Below are 21,224 nucleotides of genomic sequence, written 5' to 3'. Positions count from 1 at the left end.
CTCAGCTCACCTGCTCGGAGGTGTAGTCGAGGGCGTTCGCGGTTTCGATGTCTTGGCCGGTGATGCGTTTGAAGGACAGTGCGAAGACTTCGCGAAGCTGTTTCACGGCTTCGATGTCCTTCATGATGACGCTGTCGATCGAATTCTCATCGCCCGTCGCTTGCAGCAGGAATTTCTTCTCGAGATCCTTCCCCATCTGGAAGTCGCCGAATCCGCTGACAGCCTGCGCGCGCCGGGTGACATTGCGCAGGTTGTCGAGGTCAAGAATCCGCTGGTCGCAGGCTTTGTACATGTGATACGCGGCCTGCTCGTCGTTCAGATAAACCTCGCCCGCTCGCGCCTGCCCGAGCAGCTGGCCGTACGGAGTTGCTCCCGACATATGGTTCTCGCCCCCACGTCATCTCGGAAAGATCGGCACGAGGTTCTCCCCCACCCGCGCCAATGTCGTGCACGGATCTGTCAGATTGTCGAGGCTCGCGCGATTCAGGACCTGCAACTGGACAACGCCCTGCGCAGCAGGAAAAACCACGTCACAGTCGAGTTCTTTCGATGCCCCCGCCACCCGGAACTCTCGACCGGAGCGACCGGCGATGGTGACATCGCGGAAGTCGACATTGCCAGGCTTCTGCTCGAAGTCGGCCACGGACTTGTCGGTCGTGTAGATCGTGAGCGAGTACGTTTGCCCCTCCCAGCCACAGATCTCCCACCCGGACTGCGGCACCCCCGCGACACCCTTCTCCTCCGTCCCCGGATCCACCCCCGCACTCCGCAGCACATCATCGGAAATCTCCGTGCACGGATTCCACAGCGCCGGCGCGGCCGTCGTGGTCGCGCCCTTCGACGAGGTCTGTTCCGACTCGCATCCCGCCAATCCGGCGACCGCCAGCCCAGCCACCAGCAACGCTGTACCTGCGCGTTTCATCCCGCCCCTTCCAGCCCGGCCACTGCTCTGACCAGGGACATTAGCACGGGAACGCGGGCGTGCACGGGGCCGCGTAGGTTGGTCGACCATGAGTGGACTTCGACTTTCGGCGCCGTTCGACGGGCGCGACGCCGAGGGCAAACCGGTGGTGAATCGGCCCGCGCTCGAGCCCGCCGTCAGCGAGCGAGTGCTCGACTATCTCGCGCACGCGCCGGTGGTTTTGAGCGCCCGCAGCTACGCGGCCGACGACTTCGACGCGTCGGTTCGGGATGTGCCGATGAACTTCCACACCGACGGGGTGTTCGTGTGGCCCGGCGCGGTTCCGCACTACCTGCGCAAGTACGGCGTTGCGCCGGAACCCGCACTGGTCCAGCACATCATCGGCAAGAACTTCGTGATCGGGGAGGTCGGCGAGCAGGCGCGGCAGGCGGCGGTGCGGCTGATCACCGGTCAGGATTGATCAGAGTCGATCGCCATGTAATCTGATAATCTGATTTCATGAAGGAGATCAGCGCCACCGAGGCCGCTCGCGCGTTCGCGCGAGTGCTGGACGAGGCGGAAGCGGGCGAGGAGTTCGTCATCACCCGCAAGGGCGTTTGCGTGGCGAGACTGGTCCCCGCTCCGCGATCCAACGGCGCCGGAGTCAACCGGCTTGCCCGGCGATGGGCGGGCAATATCGGGCTGGACGCCGAGTTCGAAGCCGCTGTCGATTCGATCGATGACTACGCACGCGCCGAGGAAGACACCGACCCGTGGCAAAGCTGATCTTCGATACCGGCGTCCTGATCGCCATCGACCGGGGCACGCTCGATCTTTCGAACGAGATCGCGGATGACGACAATGTGGCCGTTCCGGCGGTCGTGATCGCCGAATACCTGACCGGCGTAGCCGCGCAGACCAATTCCGTGAAACAGGCCAGTGCGCGCAAATTCCTGAGTGAGTTCCGCGCGATCGTCCCCAGCGTTCCGTACGACGATTCTGTTGCCGAACACCACGCGGACCTACTCACCTATGTCCGATCGACCAGTACCCCCCGCGGTGCGCACGACCTGATCATCGCGGCTACCGCCCGCGCCACCGGGCGAACTGTCTTGACGACGGACAAACGTGCCAGGTTCGACGAACTTCCGGGAGTAGAAGCTCGGCTGGTGAACTGATCGCGGGCCCCTCAAAGGCGGTCGACGCCGGGCCCGGTCAGTGCCGGGTGGCGGCCGGTGAGGAGCATGAGCAGGTCGAGGGTGCTGCCGCGCAGTTCGGGACCGGAACCCGCGGTCCAGGCCGAATCCTCGGCGACCAGGGTGACCTCGGCGAAGCGGCGCTTGGCCCAGAATGGCCAGCCCATGGTCCAGACCCGTTGGGCCGCAACGGCTGCCGACTCGGGGGCGACGGTGATGACGCGGCCGAGTGGGCGGGCGATGTCCTGGGCGTGGACGATCACGTCGTAGTGGATGTTGCGGTAGTTGGTGACCGCGGGGAGGCGGCGCGAGTCGGCGACGGCGCGCAGGTCGGCGACGAGGTCGGGGGTGGCGTCGGCGTGGCGGACGGCGATGTCGTGATTGAGGCGGTGGAAGCTGCCGCGGGCGCGCGCGGCCTCGCGGAGCATGCCGAGGGGGCCCGGCGGTTGCGCGGCCAGCGCCACGTGCGCGGCGACATCGCGCACGCGCCAACCCTCGCAGAGGGAGGGACTGTCGAGTTCGGCCGGGGTGAGGGTGGCGAGCAGGTCGGCGATGGCGCGGCGCTGCTCAGCGATGGTGCGCCAGTGCTGATCGATATCCATGGCCCGGCTCCAATTCGTCAGCCTTTCTGATTAATATAGTCAGTGAAGCTGACCGAATCAAGGAGTGGGATGGCCGACGAACTCAACCTCGGCGTGCTGCTGTTCGTCCCGTATCGGGAGATGGAGCGGCGGGTGCTGGTCGCGCTGGCAGCAGCCGGATTCGAGGATCTCACGCAGGCGCAGGCGCGGCTGGTCGCCCGGCTCGGACCGGAGGGCTCGCGGCTGACCGAGCTGGCCGCCCAGGCGCAGGTCACCAAGCAGACCGCGGGCGTGCTCGTCGAGCAGCTGGTGCGCGCCGGGTATCTGCGGCGCGAGCCCGACCCCACCGACGGGCGGGCGCGGCTGCTGCGCCTGGCCGAGAAGGGACAGCGCGCCGTCGAGGTGGCGAATCACGCTGCGGCCCAGGTGGAATCGGAGTGGGTCGACCACCTCGGCGCACGCGGCGCGCGCGAACTGCGCAAGGCGCTCACGGCCTTGCGGGCCGTCACCGATCCGTACGCGTGAACTCAGGCGGCGGGCGGGCCGCCGGTCTCCGGGACGCCGTCGAGGCGGCGGTAACGCGTCAGCAGGACGCCGGCCGGGAAGGTCTTCGCGGGTTCGATCTGCGCGAAGCGGGTGGGCGCGCTGCCCTCGGGGAAGATCTTCTTGCCCACGCCGAGCACGATCGGAAAGACCCACAGGTTCAGCTGGTCGACCAGGCCCTCGCGGAGCAGGGTGCGCAGCAGATCGGCGCTGCCCCAGGTGTGGATCTGCCGATGACGCTCCCGGAGGGCGCGCACCTCGGTGGCCACATCGGTGAGCTGGGTGGTCACGTCCCAGGACAGATCGGGAGTGCCCCGGGACGCGACGTATTTGGGCACTCGATTGAACGCCTCACCGATCTCGTCGGACTGGTTCGGCCAGTACGCGGCGAAGATCTTGTAGGTCGTGTGGCCGAGGAGCAGCGCGTCGGCGGCGCGGACGTCCTCGATCACCTGCCTGCCGGACTCCTCGTCGTTGAACGGCCACTCCCAGCCCGCGTACTCGAAGTCACCGTCGTATTCGGTGGGACCACCGTTGGCCTGGATCACGCCGTCGAGCGTGGCGTGCATATTGACGTGCAGCTCACCCATGCGAATCGCCTCGATCTCAGAATGTCGGTGCGAGAAGGTGGAGCCAGCCTAACACGTACACACTTGTACGAGATAGACTTTTCCCATGTCACCCGCACCTCGGCGACGGGCCGATGCCGAACGCAGCATCGCCGCCATCGTCACCGCGGCCCGCACGACGCTCGGCGCGAATCCCGACGCCACCACCGAGGAGATCGCCAAGGTCGCCGGCGTCGGGCGGATGACCCTCTACGGGCACTTCCGTACGCGCGCGGAGCTGGTCGAGGCGGCGATGGTCGACGCGCTGCGGGAGGGCGAGACCACGCTCTCGGCGGTCGACCTCACCGGCGACGCGGGCGACGCGCTGACGCGGCTGCTCGCGGCGACCTGGCCGCTGGTCGCGGAGGCGGCCAAACTGCGCGCCGCCGCCGATGGCGTCCTACCCGCCGGGCGCCTGCGCGAACTGCACGCCGCCCCGGCGGCCCGGGTCGCCGACCTGATCCACCGCGGCCAGCAGGAAGGGGCGTTCCGCACCGACCTGCCGCTGGACTGGCTGGTCGACACCGTCTACTACGTACTCAACGGCGCCGCCGAGGGCCTGCGCACCGGCCGCCTGGCCGCCGCCGACGCCGACCGCGTGGTCATCGCGACGGTGCGCTCCATCCTGACCGCCTGAGCGCGAAAGATCACCGACGCGTATCGATGGGCGCGAGGGCGCGCCGAGCGGGCGCGGGCGGCATACACTCCCTCCGGCGAGGGCGAGGCGTGATGAGCATCCCTGCACCGAGCGGCGGTTTTCGGTGGATACTTGAGAGGGTGCCCGCCATCGAGTGGGCCACATTGCGGCAATTCCAGGGAAAGGGAGCTAGACGACGTGGATGCGCGTTCGCTTGCGCTGGTCCGCGCCGATTTCCGCGGGGTGTCGGAGACGCCCGGTGGTCCAGAGCGGCTGATCAGCGCTTTCTATGGTCACCTGTTCGCGCAGAACCCGGCGTTGCGGGAGCTCTTCCCGCCCGCGATGGACATGATGCCGAAGCGTCTGGTGACGGCGCTGCAGTACGTCCTGGACAACCTGGAGGACTTCGAGCGCGCGCAGAAGTTCCTCGAGCAACTCGCCCGCGACCACCGTAAGTACGGGGTCGAGGCCGACCACTACGACCTGGCGGGTCGCGCCCTGCTGGCCGCCCTGCGCACCTTCCACGGCAATCGCTGGACCAGGGAACTGCACGAGGGCTGGAGCGACGTCACCATCCTGGTGTCGGCGTCGATGGCGATCGGCGCCAACGAGGACAAGTCGCAGCCGTTCTGGGGCGCGACCGTCGTCGGGCACCGCAAGGTCCTCGACGACCTGGCCATCGTGCGGCTGCAGGCCGACGGGCCGATCCCGTTCAAGGCCGGGCAGTACGTGCCGGTGCAGGTGCCGCAGCGGCCGAACATGTGGCGCTACTTCTCCCCCGCGATCCCCGCCAACCCCTACGGCGAGATCGAATTCCATGTGCGGCGCATCAGCGGCGGCTGGGTGAGCCCCGCGATCGTCAACGACACCAGGGTCGGCGACAGGTGGAAGATCGCCGGACCGCTCGGCGGCCTGCACGTCGATCGCGAATCCGGGCGCGACGTGCTGCTCATCGGTTCCGGCACCGGCATCGCGCCGCTGCGGGCGCAGCTGATCGAGATGAGCCAGCGCGGCATCAACCCCAGGGTGCACTTCTTCATCGGCGGCCGCTACCCCGGCGACCTCTACGACGTGGACAACATGTGGCAGCTCTCGCAGTCGAACCCGTGGCTGACGGTGGTGCCGGTCTGCGAGGAACGCACCGATCCGTGGTGGTACCCGCAGAAGCAGGCCGAACCGCCGATGGGCATGTACCGGCGGCTCGTCGGTAACCTGGGCGCGGTGGTGACCAGCTTCGGTGCGTGGGCCGACCGCCAGATCCAGATCGCGGGCTCGCCGCGGATGATCGCCGAGACCCGGCGCACCCTCATCAGGGCAGGCACGCCGCCCGAGATCATCGCGTCCGACCCCGTCAGCTGAGAACCCTTCCCGCCCTTGACGAAAGAGGCCGATGAGCAGCAGCGCACACCCCGATCCCGCCTGGACGGCGACCGTCGTCGGCCATCACCGCCTGCGCAACGACATCGCCGTGATCCGGCTGATCGGTGACTTCGTGCCGTTCGCGGCGGGCGGCTCGGTGGAGGTGGAGGTGCCCCAGCATCCGGGCGTGCGCCGGCGGTTGTCGCCCGCGCTGCCGCCCTCACTGGACGGCAAGCTGGAGTTCCATGTGCGCACCGTGCCCGGTGGCTGGTGCTCGAGCTCGATCGTGGCCGACACCAAGGCCGGAGACCAGTGGCGGATCAACGCGCCGCACAGCGTCTTCCACATCGCGCCGGAGACCACCGAGGTGGTGATGATCGCCGGCGGCACCGGGCTGGCGCCGCTGCGCGCCCAGATCCTCGACCTGGCGCGCCGCGAGAACCCGCCGCGCACCTATCTGTTCTTCGGCGGCCGCTCCCCGCGCGACCTCTACGCCTCCGACATGCTCTACCTGCTCTCGGGCGAATTGCCATGGCTGACAGTGATTCCGGTGGTCGAGAGCCCCGACGACCCGTCGATTCGTGACGAGTGGCACGAACACTCCCGCGTCGACATCGGCTTCGCCCCCGCGGAGATGCTGCACGGCACCCTCGCCGACGTCGCCGCCGCCCACGGCCCGTTCGACCAGCACCAGGTGCTGGTGTGCGGTTCCCCCGCGATGGTCCACACGACCGTGGACCGGCTCGTCGAAGCGGGTACTCCCCCGGCGAACATCACCGCCGAAGGCGCCTGAATCACAGGCGGCCGGGCAGATTGGCGATCTGCACCATCTCGTGTGCGCGGGTGCGCGAGGCCATGATGCCGCGCCCGGGTGGCAGGGTCGTCGGGCGGACGTCGCCGATGATCCGGCCCTCGTCCCGGGAACCGCTCATGACCAGGGTCTCCACGGACAGGTTCTTCAACGCGCCGAGCACCGGGTCGTACAGTGCGCGCGCGACTCCGCCGGTGCGGCGGGCGACGAGGAAGTGCAGGCCGATGTCGCGGGCCAGGGGGAAGTACTCCACCAGCGCCATGAAGGGATTCGACATCGAGTTCGGGGCCACGATGTCGTAGTCGTCGACCACGACATAGATCTCCGGGCCCGACCACCAGTCGCGATCGCGCAGCTGCTGCGGGGTGGTGTCGGGGCCGGGGATACGCCCGGCCAGCACGTTGGCCACCTCGGCGATGATCGGCGCCGCCGCCGTCGCGGAGCTGGCGTAGCCCGCCAGGTGGCCACCCTCGACCTCGCCGAGCAGGCCGCGCCGGTAGTCGATCAGCACGATGGCGGCTTGGGCCGGGGTGGCGTTCTCGACGATTCCGGTGATGATGTTGCGCAGCAGCGTGGTCTTCCCGCACTCGATGTCGGCGAAGGCCATGAAATGCGGTTCGGTGGCGAAATCCAGGACCAGCGGCTGCAATTCGGATTCACAGAGGCCGACGACCACCGACGTCGGGCTCATCCGGACGCCGTGCTCGCTCGCGATCTCGAGCAGCGCGGGGCGGGAGATGTCCAGCGGCAACATGCGCACGGCGGGCGCGCCCTGCGGGCCGTACTGCGCGGCGACCTCGGCCACCGCGGTGCTCAGGCCGCGGCTGAGCGTCGCGGGGTCGGCGTCGGAGTCCAAGCGGGGCAGCGCGATCAGCATGTGCAGGTGGTCGGCGGTGAGCCCGCGACCGGGCTGATCCGGCGGCACCTGGTTCGCGGCCCTGCGGTCGATCTCCGACTCGATCGGGTCGCCGAGCCGCAGTTCGATCTTGGTACCGAGCTGACTCCGCGTCATCGACCGGATCTCGGCCCAGCGTGTGGCGGTGATCAGCAGGTGGATGCCGTAGGCGAGGCCGCGGGTCGCGATGGCGTTGATCTGCGGTTCGAGCGCCTCGAACTCGTCGGCGATCACGCGCCAGCCGTCGATGACGAGCACCACGTGCGCGTAGCGGTCCGACGGCGAGGCACTGGCCTGCTCGCCCTCGGCCGCACCGCGACGCCGGTACTCGGCCATCGACTCGACGCCCAGTTCGGCGAAGCGCTGCTCGCGCCTGCGCAGCAGCGTGCTGAGCTCGGCCAGGGTGCGCCGGACCCGATCGGTGTCGAGGCGGCCCGCCACCGAGCCGACATGGGGCAGCTCCGCCACACCGAGAAGACCACCGCCACCGAAATCCAGGCAGTAGAACTGCAATTGGTCAGGACTGTGTGTCACCGCCGCGGCCAGCACGATCGTCTGCAGGGTGGTCGACTTGCCCGCGCGCGGACCACCGACCACGGCGACATGCCCGCCCGCGCCGGTGAGATCGAGCAGGAAGGTCCCGCGGCGATGCTCGGCCGGTTCGTCGACCATGCCGATGGGCAGGCGCAACTCGCCGGGCGAGCCGGGCTCCGAGCGCCGATCATGGTCGGGCAACAGCAGATCCACCGTCGGCGAGACCGACAGCGGCGGCAGCCACACCGGGTAGGCCTGCCTGCCGTGCCCGATGATCCTGGACACCACCGCCTCCAGCACCGTGCGCTGTGCGGCGCCGTCGGCCGACGAGGCGGTGTCACTGCGGCCGACGTAGGCCGACTTGAACCGCACCGGATCGGCGGCGTCGACACGGAGGTAGCCGGAGCCGGGATCGCTGGACAGGTGGTAGGCGTCGGGCGTCCCGATGACCGCTCGGGATTCGTTGGCGGAGAACGTGCGCAGGCCGATCCGGTAGGACAGGTGCGTCTCCAGGCCGCGCAGCATGTTCTCGTCGAACCGCTGCGAGGCCAGCAGCTGATGCACCCGGATCGAGCGGCCGAGCCTGCCGATCATGACGAACACGTCGAGGAAATCCGGTTTCTGGGAAAGCAACTCGGAGAACTCGTCGACCACGATGAGCAAGGCGGGCAGCGGTTCGAGCGGCGCGCCCGCCGCCCTGGCCCGTTCGTAGTCGGCCACATTGGCGAAATTGCCGCCCGCCCTGAGCAGGTCCTGTCTGCGGGCGATCTCGCCGGCCAGCGCGGCCTTCATCCGGTCGACCAGCGAGAGATCTTCTTCCAGATTGGTGATGACCGCGGACACGTGCGGCAACGAGTCCAGGCCGAAGAAGGTCGCGCCGCCCTTGAAATCGATCAGCACCAGGTTCAGCGCGTCCGGGGAGTGGGTGGTGGCGAGGGCGAGGATGAGGGTGCGCAGGAATTCCGACTTCCCCGATCCGGTCGCGCCGATGCACAGCCCGTGCGGCCCCATGCCGTGCTCGGCCGACTCCTTCAGATCCAGTTCGACCACATCGCCGGTGGCGCTCACCCCGATCGGCACGCGCAGGCGGTCGCGGCCCTCCCGGGCCCGCCACAGCGCCTCGACATCGAAATCGCGGGAGCCGAGGCCGAGCAGGTCGGGCAGGTCGATCTCGCCGTCGAGCGGTGACCGGCCGGTGCCGTCGAGCGCGCGGACGTACTGGTTGCCGCGCACTAGATCGACCAGTTCGGCGGCGCCGTCGGAGATCTCCACCGCGCTCAGCAACTCGGGCTCCAGCTCACGCAGGTCCGGCATGGCGACGCGGAACGGCCGCTCGCCGAACAGGGCCCAGCCGGGGCCGTCGGGCAGGCGGGCGGCGCGTTCGGGGTGCAGCCGCGAATCCGCTGGTCGGTGCAGGCGCAATTCGATGTGCGCCGCGAGCAGGTCGACCAGGTCGCCGGGCGCCTCGTTCCAGTCGCGGGCGGTCACCACCAGGTGCACGCCGTACTCCGGGCCCGCGCTGGCGATCTGCTTGATCCTGGCGTCGAAACCGGCGATCTGCTCGCGGAAATCGCCGAGCCGATCGACGAGCAGGAAGATATCGGGCACCGGCGCGGCCAGGGTCGGTCGCGCGGCGCGCAGGCTGCTCGGTGAATCGATGCCGGATTCCCGGTACAGCCGCTTGCGGCCGCGGATCTCGGCGGCCACCCGGTCCAGGACCGCGTCCACCTTCTCCAGTTCGTCGTCGCCGACTGCACTGGCGATATGGGGCAGGGCGCTCATCGAACCGAGGCGGTTGCTCGATTCGAGCACATAGAGTTTCACCTCGTCGGGTGAGTGGGTGAGCGCCAAAGAGCCGGTGAGGGTGCGCAGCAGGGTGCTCTTGCCCGCGCCCGCGCGGCCGACGATCAGCAGGTTGCGATCCGCGCCGGACAGGTCGAGCCACACCGTCTCCCCCGGCACGCCGTCGGTGCGCCGCTCCTGCCCGATGGGCACCTTCAATCTGCCGGTGCCCCACCAGTTCGCGGCCCGCAGCCCACCCTCGGGCGTCTGTTCGAGCCTGCCCATGAGCGAGCCGAGCTGCACGCGGTCGCCCACCTCGATGAGGTTGGACTGCCTGCGCCGGACCCTGGCGATGTAGACCTCGTCCTTGAAGACGCCGTAGTGGTTCGGGGTCTGCCTGGTGGTGCGGGCGCGCACCTCGGCGTGCACGAAGGTCCACAGGTCGTGGGTGCCGATCAGGCCGCTGCCGTTGTCGGCCTGGCCGGTGCCGATGCCCTTGACCAGCGCCGAGGTGAACACCGACAGGGGCGCCGAGTCGCCGTCGGCCCTGCCCTCGGACGCGGTCTCCACCGCGCTCGACGCCGTGAGCACGCAGATGCCGTCGCCCGCGGCGAGCTGCTGGGCGACATCGTCGATGGTGGGCGCGGACTTGATCACCTCGGAGCCGAGGAACGCGCCGCTGTAGCAGCAGTCGAGCACGATGATCTTCGCCGCCGCCGGGGACTCGCGGATCAGCTCGCGGATGAACGAGGAGGACACCGCCGTGCTGCTCAGCAGCTGCGGATCGGTATTGCCCACGGCCAGATACAGATTCTGCCGGGTGCGCAGCCCGTGGCCGGAGAAGTAGAACAGGATGACGTCGTCGGGCTCGGCGCCGCGGAAGACGCGCTCGATGCTGCGCTCGATCTCGGCCTTGGACTCGTTGATGAGCAGCTCGGTCGGCCGGAAGCCACCGATCTCGGGATCGCGCAGCAGTTCCCGGAGCTGCTCGGCATCGGAGATGGGCGCGTAGAGCCGCGACAGGCCGTCGAAGTGGTAGGTGTCGTTGGCTACGAAGAGCGCGATTCGCCGTCCGGTCGGGCTACTCATCACGCAGCAGGTCGCCGAACTTCTCGACGACATTGTCCACCTGGGCCAGGCCGGGCCGGACGATGGTGACCTCGCGGTCGCCCCGCTTGATCGTGATCGACTCCGCCTTCGAGCGTTCCAGGAACTTCAGGCTCACGTCCCGGATGGCCCACACCACGGTGCCGAGGGCCCCGCCCGAGAGCAGCAGCTGGCCGATCTGTTCGACCGCGCCGGACTTCTCGCCGCCCGCCGCGGCCGTCGTCACCGGGGTGACGCGCAGTCCGCCGATCTCGGCCAGATCGGCCCGCAGTTCACCGGTGATCTCGTCGAGCCATTCGGCATCGCGACCCCCGGAATTGATCACCAGCACAACGCCATCCATCGATCCGCCCTCCCTCACATGATCACGCTCGCGTGACCACTCTAAGCGGGCGGCGCGCTCAGAACAGCGGATCGTGGCGGATGGACTTGGCCTGGGTACCGGCCGCCATCAGGCGGAACTTGGTGGTCTGCACCATCGAGGGGGAGCCGACGATCTGGACGTCGCGGTCGGCCCACTGGCCGTAGGCGGCGACGACCTTGCCGATCTGGCCGGTCATCCGCGGCTCCAGGCCGGGTAGTTCGGCCTGCGGTTCGCCGGAATCGTAGTACCACCAAGGGTTCTCGTCGTTCTCGGTGACCGGGGTGACGGTGAGCCATTTGTTGGCGACGGCGAGCTGGCTGAGAACCTGCAGGTCGTAGAGGTCGCACGGGTGGTGACCACCGACGAACAGGTGCACCTTCGGGTTGACCCGGCGTTGCGCCATCGCCATGACCTGCGCCCGCAGCGGCGCGATCCCGGTGCCGCAACCGACCATGAGCATCTTGCGCTTGGTGTTGCGCGGCACGCCCAGGCCGCCGAGCGGCGAGCCGAGCAGCCACTGGTCACCGACGTTGGTGTGCGAGACCATGGCCGGGCTCACCCAGCCGCCGAGCACGCTGCGCACGTGGAACTCGATCTCGCCGTTGGCGTTCGCCGGGTTGGCCGGGGACAGATACCGCCACATCCGCGGCCGCGCAGGCACCTGGACGCTGAGGTACTGGCCCGCCGCGTACTCCATGGGCTGATCGAGCTGGACGCGGATGACCGCGAGATTGCGCAGCACCTCGCGACGTTCGACCACGGTCGCGCTCCAGGCCGCCGGGGTGGTCTCCTTGTCGGCGGCGCTGATCATCGCGCCGCTGATGGTGGCCAGGCCCTCGTCCCAGGCGGTGGCGACCTCGTCGGTCCACATCTCGGTGCCTGCGAATTGGCGCATGGCCGACTTGAGCGAGTTGGCCACGGCGACGTAGTGGGCGGGCTGCACACCGTACTTGCGGTGATCGCGCCCGAGCTGAGCCAGGAACGGCAGCAGCTTGTCCGGCTCCTCGAGCCGGTCGAGTGCGTAGGAGATGGCCTTGACGAGCCGGTCGCGCTGGGCGTCCATGGCCGCCGGGAAGTAGTCACGGACACCGGGGTAGTCCGTGAACAGGATCGAGTAGAACGATCTGGCTAACCGCTCGGGCCCACCGTCTTCCGCAGCAACCGCCTTGAACGTAGTACGGATCAAAGCGACAGTCCGCGAATCCATATGTGTCACAACCTCGTTTCGCCATCGAACGCTAGCCGCGCCGGCGAGTGACGGGCTGGGAGGACACTCGTCAGCAGCCGATGCGAGAAGTGTAGGCGAGGTTTGCCAGCTTAGGAATCGTACTCTTAAACATCACACGTGTAATTCAGAAAAAACCAGGTGGTTTGTAGCCAGTTCCCCCTGAAAACATACGCCAGTCCTGCTAAAGCCGCAGAATGTGACCACAGTCCCCTATCGCCGATCCGGCAAAACCGGCAATCGTGACCCAACCTGCCTGGTAGAGCGACCTTTCCGCTACGCGCGGGGCGTCTCATCCGCCGACGCGCCGTGCCGCGACACGCGGGGAAGCGGCGCCGGAGAGCCTGGTACAGGACGCGAAATTCGGCTCCGCCCGGCCCGAATTCAGCGTCCAGCCAGCAAACTTTCGTGATGGTCCTGTGATATATCCGCACCTCACAGGGTTGCGGCGGCGGGATTCGCGGTCGAGATCACGAATAAATAGGTTGCTGGAGAATCACCAGCCGGTCGCCGGGGGTTGACCGAACACGAACGAACCCCCGGTCGCGCCCGCCGTGGCGGAGCGCGGGCCGGGGGCCCTCGTCATCGTGAATCTAGCGCCGATGCCTCGGCTGCCACACCACGAGCGCGGTACTGCGCTGCGGCGGCGACAGGTCGGGCCGGTAGCCCGCCCGCAACCGCTCCAGCTCCGCACTCATCTCCTCGACGCGCTGCTGCAACGCCTCGACCTGGTTGGTCAGCTCGATGATGCGCTTGATTCCCGCGAGGTTGACACCCTCGTCCTGCGACAGCCGCTGCACTTCACGCAGCAGCTCGACATCGCGGGCCGAGTACCGGCGTCCGCCACCCGAAGTGCGTTGGGGGGTGACCAGACCCAGCCGGTCATAGGTGCGCAGGGTCTGCGCGTGCATACCCGCCAGCTGAGCCGCCACCGAGATCATGAAGAACTCGGCACGCGCACCCGACGCGGACTTCGGATCATCGGACATCATCAAGCACCCGCCCATCCCGCACGCGGATCGAAGCCACCCGCCTTCTCCGCCTCCTGATAGCGCTTGAGCGCGTCGGTGGCATCGGAGTCCAGGTTCTGCGGAACCGCGACCTTCACCGTGACCAGCAGGTCACCGGCGCCGCCCGCCGCGCCGCGCTTGGGCACACCGCGACCGCGTACCCGCAGGATACGCCCGTCGGCGGTGCCCGGCGGCACCTTCACGCCGACCCGGCCGTCCAGCGTCGGCACGGAAACAGTTGTCCCCAGTACCAATTCGCTGTAGCTCACCGGGAGCACCAGGGTGAGGTCGTCGCCCTGGCGGCCGAAGACCTTGTCCTGGCTGACGTGCACGGTCACGTAGAGATCGCCCGAAGGCGCCCCACGCAGGCCCGCCTCGCCCTGCCCGGCCAGCCGGATCTTCTGCCCGTCACTGACACCGGGCGGGATGCGCACGGTGATGGTGCGGGTGCGGTTCTGGATACCGGTGCCCGAGCAGTCGACGCACGGGTCGTCGATGATCGAGCCGGTACCGCGGCAGTCGTCGCAGGGCTCGCTGAAACCGAACGCGCCCTGGTTACGGCTGACCACGCCGGAACCGTTGCAGTGCGGGCACACCCGCGGGCTGGTGCCCGGCTTGGCGCCGCTGCCGTGACAGGTCGTACACGGCGAGGGGCTGGTCATCCGCAGCGGAACGGTGACGCCCTGGGCCGCCTCGCGGAAGCCCAGCGTCGTCTCGGTCTCCACATCGGCGCCACGGCGCGGACGGCTCGCGCCGCGCGCGCCACCCCGGTTGAACAGCCCACCCAGCAGATCGCCGAGCCCGCCGTCACCGGGAGCGCCCGCGCCACCGGCCTGACCGAAGATGTCGCCGATGTTGAAGTCCTGCGAGAAGCCGCCCGCGGCACCGGGGTTGAACCCGCCACCGCCGTAGCCGCGACCGCCGCCGCCCGCGAACAGGCGACGCGTCTCGTCGTACTCCTTGCGCTTGGCCGGGTCGGACAGCACGGCGTTGGCCTCGCTGACCGCCTTGAACCGCTCCTCGGCCTTGGTGTCACCCGGATTGGAATCCGGGTGCAGGTCGCGGGCCAGCTTGCGGTAGGCCTTCTTGATCTCGTCCTGCGAGGCGCCGGAGGAGACGCCCAGCTCCTTGTAGAAGTCCTTCTCGATCCACTCCCGTTGGCTCACCGGGCATCTCCTCCTCTCGCGTTCCTATTGAGTGTCGCCGTCGGCATCCGGATCCGATGCCTCGGTGGCCTCGGCATCGGTTACCCCGACCAGCGCGTGCCGAAGCACCCGCTCGCCGAACCGATAGCCCTTGCGCATCACCACGCCGATGACCGGATCGGCGCCCGAGCCCTCGTGCTGCACGGCCTCGTGCAGCGTGGGGTCGAACGGATCACCGATCGCACCGAACTCGACGAGACCCTGCTTGGTCAGCGCGGTCTCGAGCTTGTCGGCGACGGCCTTGAGCGGGCCGGTCTCCAGGTCGCCGTGCGCCCTGGCCCGGTCCAGATCATCGAGCACACCGAGCAACTCGGTGACGACGGCGGCCTTGGCCGCGTCGATGTTCGCCTGACGATCCCGCTCGACCCGGCGGCGGTAGTTCGCGTATTCCGCGGTCAACCGCTGCAGGTCGGCGGTGCGCTCGGCCAGCTCGTCGCTGACCGGCGCCTCGGCCTCGCCGTCGGTGTCCGGCTCCGTCGCCTGCGCGGCGGAGTCGGCGTCTTCGACGATGTCCTCGATCAGCTCCTGTTCGGAGTTGGCCTCGGTCACTTCTTCTCCGTGTCGACCGGCTCGTCAACGACCTCGGCGTCGACGACCTGGTCGTCGTCGTTCGCGGGACCGGCACCGTTGCCATCGGCGGCGGCGTCGGCGGCCTGCGCCTCGTAGAGCGCCTGGCCCAGGGCCTGCGACTCGGTGGCCAGCTTCTCCACGGCGGTCTTCACCGCGGCGATGTCGGTACCGGCGAGGGCGGTGTTGGCCTCGGCGATGGCCGCCTCGACCTTGGACTTCACGTCCGCGGGCACCTTGTCCTCGTTGTCCTTGATGAACTTCTCGGTCTGGTGCACCAGCGACTCGGCCTGGTTGCGGGTCTCGGCCTCCTCGCGGCGGGCCTTGTCCTCGGCGGCGTGCGCCTCGGCGTCCTTGACCATCCGGTCGATCTCTTCCTTGGACAGGCCGGAGCCGTCCTGGATCTTGATCTTGTTCTCCTTGCCGGTGCCCTTGTCCTTCGCGGTGACGTGGACGATGCCGTTCGCGTCGATGTCGAAGGTGACCTCGATCTGCGGCACGCCGCGCGGGGCCGGGGGCAGGCCGGTCAGCTCGAAGGAGCCGAGCAGCTTGTTGTGCGAAGCGATCTCGCGCTCACCCTGGAACACCTGGATCTGCACCGACGGCTGGTTGTCGTCGGCCGTGGTGAAGGTCTCCGAGCGCTTGGTCGGGATGGTGGTGTTGCGCTCGATGAGCTTGGTCATCACGCCACCCTTGGTCTCGATACCCAGCGACAGCGGGGTGACATCGAGCAGCAGGACGTCCTTGACCTCACCCTTGAGCACACCGGCCTGCAGGGCGGCGCCGACGGCGACGACCTCGTCCGGGTTCACGCCCTTGTTCGGCTCACGGCCGCCGGTCAGTTCCTTGACCAGCTCGGAGACGGCGGGCATACGGGTGGAGCCACCGACGAGCACGACGTGGTCGATGTCGGCCACGTTGATGCCGGCGTCCTTGATGACGGACTGGAACGGCGCGCGGGTGCGGTCCAGCAGATCGGAGGTGATCTTCTGGAACTCGGCGCGGGTCAGCTGCTCGTCGAGGAACAGCGGGTTCTTGTCCGCGTCGACGGTGATGTAGGGCAGGTTGATCGAGGTGCTCTGGCTGGAGGACAGCTCGATCTTCGCCTTCTCGGCGGCCTCGCGCAGACGCTGCATGGCCATCTTGTCCTTGGTCAGGTCGATGCCCGAGCTGGCCTTGAACTTGTCGACGAGCCAGGTGACGATGCGCTCGTCCCAGTCGTCGCCACCGAGGTGGTTGTCACCGGAGGTCGCGCGGACCTCGACGACGCCCTCGCCGATCTCCAGCAGCGAGACGTCGAAGGTACCGCCACCGAGGTCGAAGACCAGGATGGTCTGTTCCTTGTCGCCCTTGTCCAAGCCGTACGCCAGCGCGGCCGCGGTGGGCTCGTTGACGATGCGCAGCACGTTCAGGCCGGCGATCTGGCCGGCTTCCTTGGTGGCCTGGCGCTGGGCGTCCTCGAAGTAGGCGGGGACGGTGATGACCGCGTCGGTGATCTCCTCACCGAGGTAGGCCTCGGCGTCGCGCTTCAGCTTCATCAGCGTGCGCGCCGAGATTTCCTGCGGGGTGTACTTCTTGCCGTCGATCTCCACGTTCCAGTCGGTGCCGATGTGGCGCTTGACCGAGCGGATGGTGCGGTCGACGTTGGTGACGGCCTGGTTCTTGGCAGGCTGGCCGACGAGGACCTCGCCGTTCTTCGCGAACGCGACGATCGAGGGGGTGGTGCGCGAGCCTTCCGAGTTCGCGACGACGACCGGCTCGCCGCCTTCGAGAACGCTGACGACCGAGTTCGTGGTCCCGAGGTCGATTCCGACCGCACGAGCCATAGTGATTCCTCCTGTTTGACGTATGTATGTGAGTGCTCTCAGGCCGAACCCCAGGCACATCACGCGGAGCACAGCCTCAGCAACGCTGAGCGTGGTCAGCTCAATCCTGCCCTCGAGTTCCGTCGGGAGTCAACTGGAACTTGAGTGAGCCACGCTCAAGGTTGTCGATGTGCACAACCAACACCTGCGATGATTCATTCCCGACCGCGAAAAAATTTCCCACCCCCGCCGCCATTCTTGCTACGACTCGGCTCAACCGTGTCGTTCGATGCCACATCGTGACGCCGCCCTGGTTACGGAACTTTCCGTATCGCAAACAGGGCAGTGGTCCGCTACCGTGGCGGGATGAACAACAGCATCAGGAACAAACGCGGGCTCAGCGGGCTGATCCTGGCGGGCGCCGTCCTCGGCACCGTGCTCGCCGGACCGGCGGCCAGCGCCTCGGCGGCGCCGATCGCCGACGACGGCTGCACCTTCTCCTCGGTCGGCGGATCCTGCTCCGACCCGGGCCCGGTCGGCCATGCGCTCATCGCCGTCAAGGAGTTCGCGAAGAGCCTTGGCTACGGCACGGGCAGCTCGTCGGGCACCGCCTACTTCCTCTGATCGCGGTTCCGGCCGCGCGCAGGGGGCGCGGCCGGGTGGGTCGAGACGTCGCCGGGTCTGGCTAGGGGCCGAGTTCGGCGATGATGCCTTCGGCGCTGCGGGCGGCGGTGCGGCAGGCGGTGGCGGTGGACTGGTCTGCCAGGGGGTGGGTGGCGCGGGCTCGCCACTTGCGGACGGCGGTGAGGGCGGTGGCGTGGATGGCCGGCGCGGGCGCGTCGGCGGGGAGGCCGAGGCGGAGGTGGGGGGCGATGCCCGCGCCGCCGAGGAGGCGGTGGAGCTCGGTGAGGTCGTCCGGTGGGAGGGGTAGTTCGTCGGTGCGCAGGCGGCCCAGCAGGCGCAGCTCGGCGAAACCGTGCACGTCGGCGAGGCGGGCGCGGACCCGCGGGAGGAGTTGGTCGGCCTCGGTGCCGGGGTGGGCGGCGATCACCCTGGACAGGGTGGTGAGCGCCGAGTGGGCCTTCAATTGGTCTGCCCGCTGGCCGAATTGGACGTCGAGCACCGAACGCAGCTCGTCGATGCCGCTGCGCGCGGCCAGTTCCGCCGACAGCGTCGCCGAATCGCGCACGCCGAGCCGGATCAGCGTGGTGGCCATGCGAATACCGAACAACCCGAAGCGATCGGCCAGCTGGGCGCGCAACTCCGGCGCCACCGGCAGCGGGATGTCGGCGCGGGCGAAGCGATCCGCCGACAGCAACGCCACGCCGAGGTCGTCGGCGGGTACACCGGCCAGCGCCTGGAAGGCGGCGAACTCGGGCTGACGCAGCGTCACCGCGGCGAACGCGAGCAGCCCCGCCACCGGAATCACCGCCTGGCACAGGCCGGTTCGCTCCAGCTCGCCCGCGAAACGGGCGGCGACGTCACGCGCGGAATGCAGCGCATCGATGCGGCCCGCCCCGATCTCGTCGGCCCGGGACACCACACCGACCACACCGAGCGGGCCCGCGCCGTCCGCGCCACCCGCGCCGAGCTGCTCGAGGAAGTGCACGTCGGCGGCGTCGAGGCGGCGCAGGAGATAGACGACGGCGTCGGCGCCCGGCGAGGACAGCGCGGGCTGGTCGAACGCGGCGTCACCCGGGGTGAGCAGCTCGATCGTGCGCTGCGAGACCTCGCGCGACAGCGAGGAAGTGCCCGGCGTATCGATGATGGTGGTCTGGGCAAGGGCCGCCGACGGCCAGCTCACCTCGAGATGGTCGACACCGCTCGCGCGCGGCCCGTCCCAGCGCAAGCCGTCCAGGTCGAAGGCCAGACCGTGCGCGCCGCCGCCGCGCCGCACCACCACATTGGCCCGGGCGCCCTCCGGGGAGAACGCGGTGACCGACGGTGTCGCGCCGTCGCGGTACCAGGTGACGAGCCGGGTGCACTCGGTCGCGTCGGTCGGCGCCACACTCTGCCCGACCAGCGCGTTCAGCAGCGTCGACTTGCCCGCCTTGATCGACCCGGCCAACGCCACCCGCAGCGGCTCACGTAAACGGTGCTCGCAGTCGGCGAGCGCGGCGCGCGCGTACGGCTGGCGATCGAACGCTCGCGCCGCCGCGCCGACCAGCTGCCGCGCCTCGGCCAGAATCCCCTGTGCGGGCCGGTGGCCGGATGGAGCGGTGTCGAAGCGGTAGGTCACCCAGATACCGTACCGGCGGCCGCGTGCCGTCCGGACGGCTTGTCCCCCGGCTCGACCAGCATCGAATCGGCGTACCGGCGCAGCTCGGCGACGGCGTGCAGTTGACGTTCCAGCACGGCGGTCCGCTCGGCGCGCTGCGTCGCCGCCATCGTCGCCGCGTCCTGGGCGGCGCGCAATGACGCGTCGATCGAGCGCAGACTGCGGTCGGCCACGCCGGCGAAATGGTCGCGCAGGGCGCGGTGGATGCGGTGCAGGCGGTCCTTGGTGTCCTTGGCCGCCTGGAACGCCACGTCGTCGAGGTAGCGGCGGACCTCCGCGTTCGCTTCGATCCGCCGGCGGGCCAGCCGGGCGGTCTTGTCGTCGCGATAGGCCTTGCCGCCCACGATCAGCCCGGCGCCGAGGGAGATCGGGTTCAGCATCGCGAGACCAGCGAACGTGGTGGCCAGGCCGACCATCAGCACACCGCCGTAGGAGCCGCGCATGCCGACGAGGATCTTGCTGGTGAAACCGATGTCCGGTTCCAGATCGGCCAGTGAACCGGTGCTCGTCACCGCGCGGTCGTCGCCCACCTCCGGCAGCTCCACCGCGCCGACCTCGGCGAAGTGGTCCGCGATCCGCTCGGCGAGCAGTTCGGTGCGGCGGTGGGTGAGCAGCAGGTTCTCGCCGAGGGCGGTGTCGACGGCGTCGGAGAGCCACTCGGCGATCGCGCCCCAGTGCCGGCCTGGATCGTGATCGTCGATCCATTCCTGGCCGGTTCGGGCGATCCCGCGCAGGCGCTCGCGCAGGTCGTGGTCGACATCGCCGACCAGGTCGGTGATGCCGTCGGCGAGGGTCTGCTGCCAGCTCGCGGTACGACGCTGCAGCTCCTCGGCGGCGGTGCGCGCCGTCTGCAGTTCGGTGATCGCGGCCGAGCCGAGCGCCGGATCGCGCAACGCGACCAGCTCGCTGCCCAATGCCAGCGCCAGATGCTCTGCCGCCGAATGCAACTCACGGGAGACGGCCTGGCGCGTCGCGGCGTGGTCGCGGGCGACGACCCGGTCGCGGAGGAAGGTGAACAGCACGCCGAAACCGGACTCCCTGCCGAGTTCGGCGTCCTGCAGGCGCAGCGCGTGGGCGCGCAGCAGCGCCGAGACGGGGATCGCCGCCACGTCGAGCGTGCCGAGGTGACCACGGTTCGCCTCGAACACCTGCTGCCAGTGCGGATACAGATCCGTCTTGGTGAGCAGGACCGCGACCGCCGGGCACAGCTCGCGGACCTGCCGGACGAAGGTGAGTTCGGGCTCGGTGAGCTCGGTGGACGCGTCGGACAGGACCAGCACCGCGTCGGCGGCCGTGGCCATGCCGAGGATGCTCGCGGTGCCGGTGCCGCCGTGTCCGCCGACACCGGGGGTGTCGATCAGGACGATGCCGTCGGCCAGCAGCTGATTCGGCACCTCGGCATCGATCCGGACGATCTGCTTGCCCTGCGCCAGCGGGCTGCGCGGATCGATGGTGCCGATCTCGTCGAACGGGATCTCCACCCGCGACTCCTCGGCGCCGGGAGCGGTGAGCACCAGGTGGGCGCGCTGCTGCTCACCGTAGGACAGGTGGAGCGGGAGGACCGTGGTGGTGTCGTCGCCGACCGGGCACACGTCGAGCCCGAGCAGCGCGTTCACGAAGCGGCTCTTGCCCTGATTGAGCTGGCCCGTGACGACGATCCGATGGCGTGGATCACGCACCCGCTCGGTGACCTGCGCCAGGCGGCCGACCAGGTCCGCGCGGCCCGCGGCGCGGGCCGCCGCGACGGTGTCGGCCAACACCGTCGCCAGCGGCACCGCGTTCGGTGCGAGAGTCCCCATCCCAGTGTCCGTTTCGC

General features: G+C 69.0%; 21 protein-coding genes. 8 read left to right on the top strand and 13 right to left on the bottom strand.

The genetic code is table 11. The features are described 5' to 3' along the window. Position 1 precedes the first annotated feature (1 nt). Positions 2–379 carry a hypothetical protein gene (locus AB0H56_RS00150; RefSeq protein WP_357155743.1) on the bottom strand — a complete coding sequence of 126 codons (378 nt, stop codon included), beginning with the start codon at positions 377–379 and terminating at the stop codon, positions 2–4. A gap of 18 nt (positions 380–397) precedes the next feature. Beyond that, entirely contained in the window at positions 398–922 is a 525-nt protein-coding gene (locus tag AB0H56_RS00145) for a DUF3558 domain-containing protein (RefSeq protein ID WP_357155741.1), read from the bottom strand. 88 nt (positions 923–1,010) lie between these two features. Here AB0H56_RS00145 and AB0H56_RS00140 point away from each other — a divergent pair, with 88 nt between their 5' ends. The 3 genes from AB0H56_RS00140 to AB0H56_RS00130 are packed head-to-tail and all read left to right on the top strand — an operon-like array spanning position 1,011 to position 2,079. Next, entirely contained in the window at positions 1,011–1,382 is a 372-nt protein-coding gene (locus AB0H56_RS00140; protein WP_357155738.1) for a hypothetical protein, read from the top strand. A gap of 38 nt (positions 1,383–1,420) precedes the next feature. Next, entirely contained in the window at positions 1,421–1,687 is a 267-nt protein-coding gene (locus tag AB0H56_RS00135) for a type II toxin-antitoxin system prevent-host-death family antitoxin (RefSeq protein WP_167456247.1), read from the top strand. Next, positions 1,675–2,079 carry a PIN domain-containing protein gene (locus tag AB0H56_RS00130; RefSeq protein WP_357155735.1) on the top strand — a complete coding sequence of 135 codons (405 nt, stop codon included), beginning with the start codon at positions 1,675–1,677 and terminating at the stop codon, positions 2,077–2,079. Before AB0H56_RS00135 ends, AB0H56_RS00130 begins: the two co-directional genes overlap by 13 nt. Positions 2,080–2,090: 11 nt before the next feature. Here the strand turns inward: AB0H56_RS00130 and AB0H56_RS00125 are convergent, their stop codons facing one another. Next, positions 2,091–2,699 (bottom strand): maleylpyruvate isomerase family mycothiol-dependent enzyme, encoded by a 609-nt coding sequence (locus AB0H56_RS00125; protein ID WP_357155732.1) that lies wholly within the window; start codon positions 2,697–2,699, stop codon positions 2,091–2,093. Positions 2,700–2,768: 69 nt separating this feature from the next. Here AB0H56_RS00125 and AB0H56_RS00120 point away from each other — a divergent pair, with 69 nt between their 5' ends. Then, positions 2,769–3,203, top strand: coding sequence for a MarR family transcriptional regulator (locus AB0H56_RS00120; protein WP_357155730.1), 435 nt, complete (start codon positions 2,769–2,771; stop codon positions 3,201–3,203). Positions 3,204–3,205: 2 nt separating this feature from the next. Here the strand turns inward: AB0H56_RS00120 and AB0H56_RS00115 are convergent, their stop codons facing one another. Further along, complete coding sequence (locus AB0H56_RS00115) at positions 3,206–3,811, bottom strand: dihydrofolate reductase family protein (protein WP_357155727.1); 606 nt, start codon at positions 3,809–3,811, stop codon at positions 3,206–3,208. Between the two features lie 85 nt (positions 3,812–3,896). Between AB0H56_RS00115 and AB0H56_RS00110 the strand changes: the two genes are divergently transcribed. The 3 genes from AB0H56_RS00110 to AB0H56_RS00100 all read left to right on the top strand — a co-directional run bounded on the left by AB0H56_RS00110 (position 3,897) and on the right by AB0H56_RS00100 (position 6,618). Continuing rightward, positions 3,897–4,466, top strand: a complete 570-nt coding sequence (locus AB0H56_RS00110; protein WP_357155724.1) for a TetR/AcrR family transcriptional regulator — start codon at positions 3,897–3,899, stop codon at positions 4,464–4,466. A 198-nt stretch (positions 4,467–4,664) separates the two neighbouring features. Next, a complete protein-coding gene (locus AB0H56_RS00105) occupies positions 4,665–5,825 on the top strand; it encodes an FAD-binding oxidoreductase (RefSeq protein ID WP_357155722.1) in 1,161 nt (386 codons plus the stop codon). Between the two features lie 31 nt (positions 5,826–5,856). Then, on the top strand, positions 5,857–6,618 hold the full coding sequence (locus AB0H56_RS00100) for an FAD-binding oxidoreductase (RefSeq protein WP_357155719.1): 762 nt from the start codon (positions 5,857–5,859) through the stop codon (positions 6,616–6,618). Between the two features lies 1 nt (position 6,619). Here AB0H56_RS00100 and eccCb read toward each other — a convergent pair whose 3' ends face one another. From eccCb to dnaK, 7 genes are all read right to left on the bottom strand, one after another. Then, positions 6,620–10,936 (bottom strand): type VII secretion protein EccCb, encoded by a 4,317-nt coding sequence (gene eccCb, locus AB0H56_RS00095; RefSeq protein ID WP_357155716.1) that lies wholly within the window; start codon positions 10,934–10,936, stop codon positions 6,620–6,622. Further along, positions 10,929–11,297: a hypothetical protein gene (locus AB0H56_RS00090; RefSeq protein WP_357155713.1), complete on the bottom strand. Its 369-nt coding sequence runs from the start codon at positions 11,295–11,297 to the stop codon at positions 10,929–10,931. The genes eccCb and AB0H56_RS00090 overlap by 8 nt, the downstream gene beginning before the upstream one ends. Positions 11,298–11,355: 58 nt before the next feature. After that, the gene (locus tag AB0H56_RS00085; protein WP_357155710.1) at positions 11,356–12,525 is read right to left on the bottom strand and encodes a globin domain-containing protein; all 1,170 of its coding nucleotides are present in this window, start codon (positions 12,523–12,525) and stop codon (positions 11,356–11,358) included. Between the two features lie 611 nt (positions 12,526–13,136). Beyond that, complete coding sequence (locus AB0H56_RS00080; protein WP_280218694.1) at positions 13,137–13,532, bottom strand: helix-turn-helix transcriptional regulator; 396 nt, start codon at positions 13,530–13,532, stop codon at positions 13,137–13,139. 2 nt (positions 13,533–13,534) lie between these two features. After that, entirely contained in the window at positions 13,535–14,719 is a 1,185-nt protein-coding gene (dnaJ, locus tag AB0H56_RS00075; RefSeq protein ID WP_357155707.1) for a molecular chaperone DnaJ, read from the bottom strand. Positions 14,720–14,743: 24 nt separating this feature from the next. Then, complete coding sequence (gene grpE, locus AB0H56_RS00070) at positions 14,744–15,268, bottom strand: nucleotide exchange factor GrpE (RefSeq protein WP_357157760.1); 525 nt, start codon at positions 15,266–15,268, stop codon at positions 14,744–14,746. A gap of 35 nt (positions 15,269–15,303) precedes the next feature. Then, entirely contained in the window at positions 15,304–17,151 is a 1,848-nt protein-coding gene (dnaK, locus tag AB0H56_RS00065; RefSeq protein ID WP_110037649.1) for a molecular chaperone DnaK, read from the bottom strand. Positions 17,152–17,496: 345 nt separating this feature from the next. On the opposite strand from dnaK, the gene AB0H56_RS00060 reads away from it, so the two are divergent. Next, complete coding sequence (locus AB0H56_RS00060; protein ID WP_357155704.1) at positions 17,497–17,754, top strand: hypothetical protein; 258 nt, start codon at positions 17,497–17,499, stop codon at positions 17,752–17,754. A 61-nt stretch (positions 17,755–17,815) separates the two neighbouring features. On the opposite strand, the gene AB0H56_RS00055 is transcribed toward AB0H56_RS00060, so the two are convergent. Further along, a complete protein-coding gene (locus AB0H56_RS00055; protein ID WP_357157757.1) occupies positions 17,816–19,315 on the bottom strand; it encodes a dynamin family protein in 1,500 nt (499 codons plus the stop codon). A 50-nt stretch (positions 19,316–19,365) separates the two neighbouring features. Then, positions 19,366–21,207, bottom strand: coding sequence for a dynamin family protein (locus tag AB0H56_RS00050; protein WP_357155702.1), 1,842 nt, complete (start codon positions 21,205–21,207; stop codon positions 19,366–19,368). Between the last annotated feature and the right edge of the window lie 17 nt (positions 21,208–21,224).

Source organism: Nocardia sp. NPDC050717, from assembly GCF_040654275.1.
Taxonomy (GTDB): domain Bacteria; phylum Actinomycetota; class Actinomycetes; order Mycobacteriales; family Mycobacteriaceae; genus Nocardia.
This window is presented reverse-complemented; position numbering and strand designations above follow the sequence as displayed.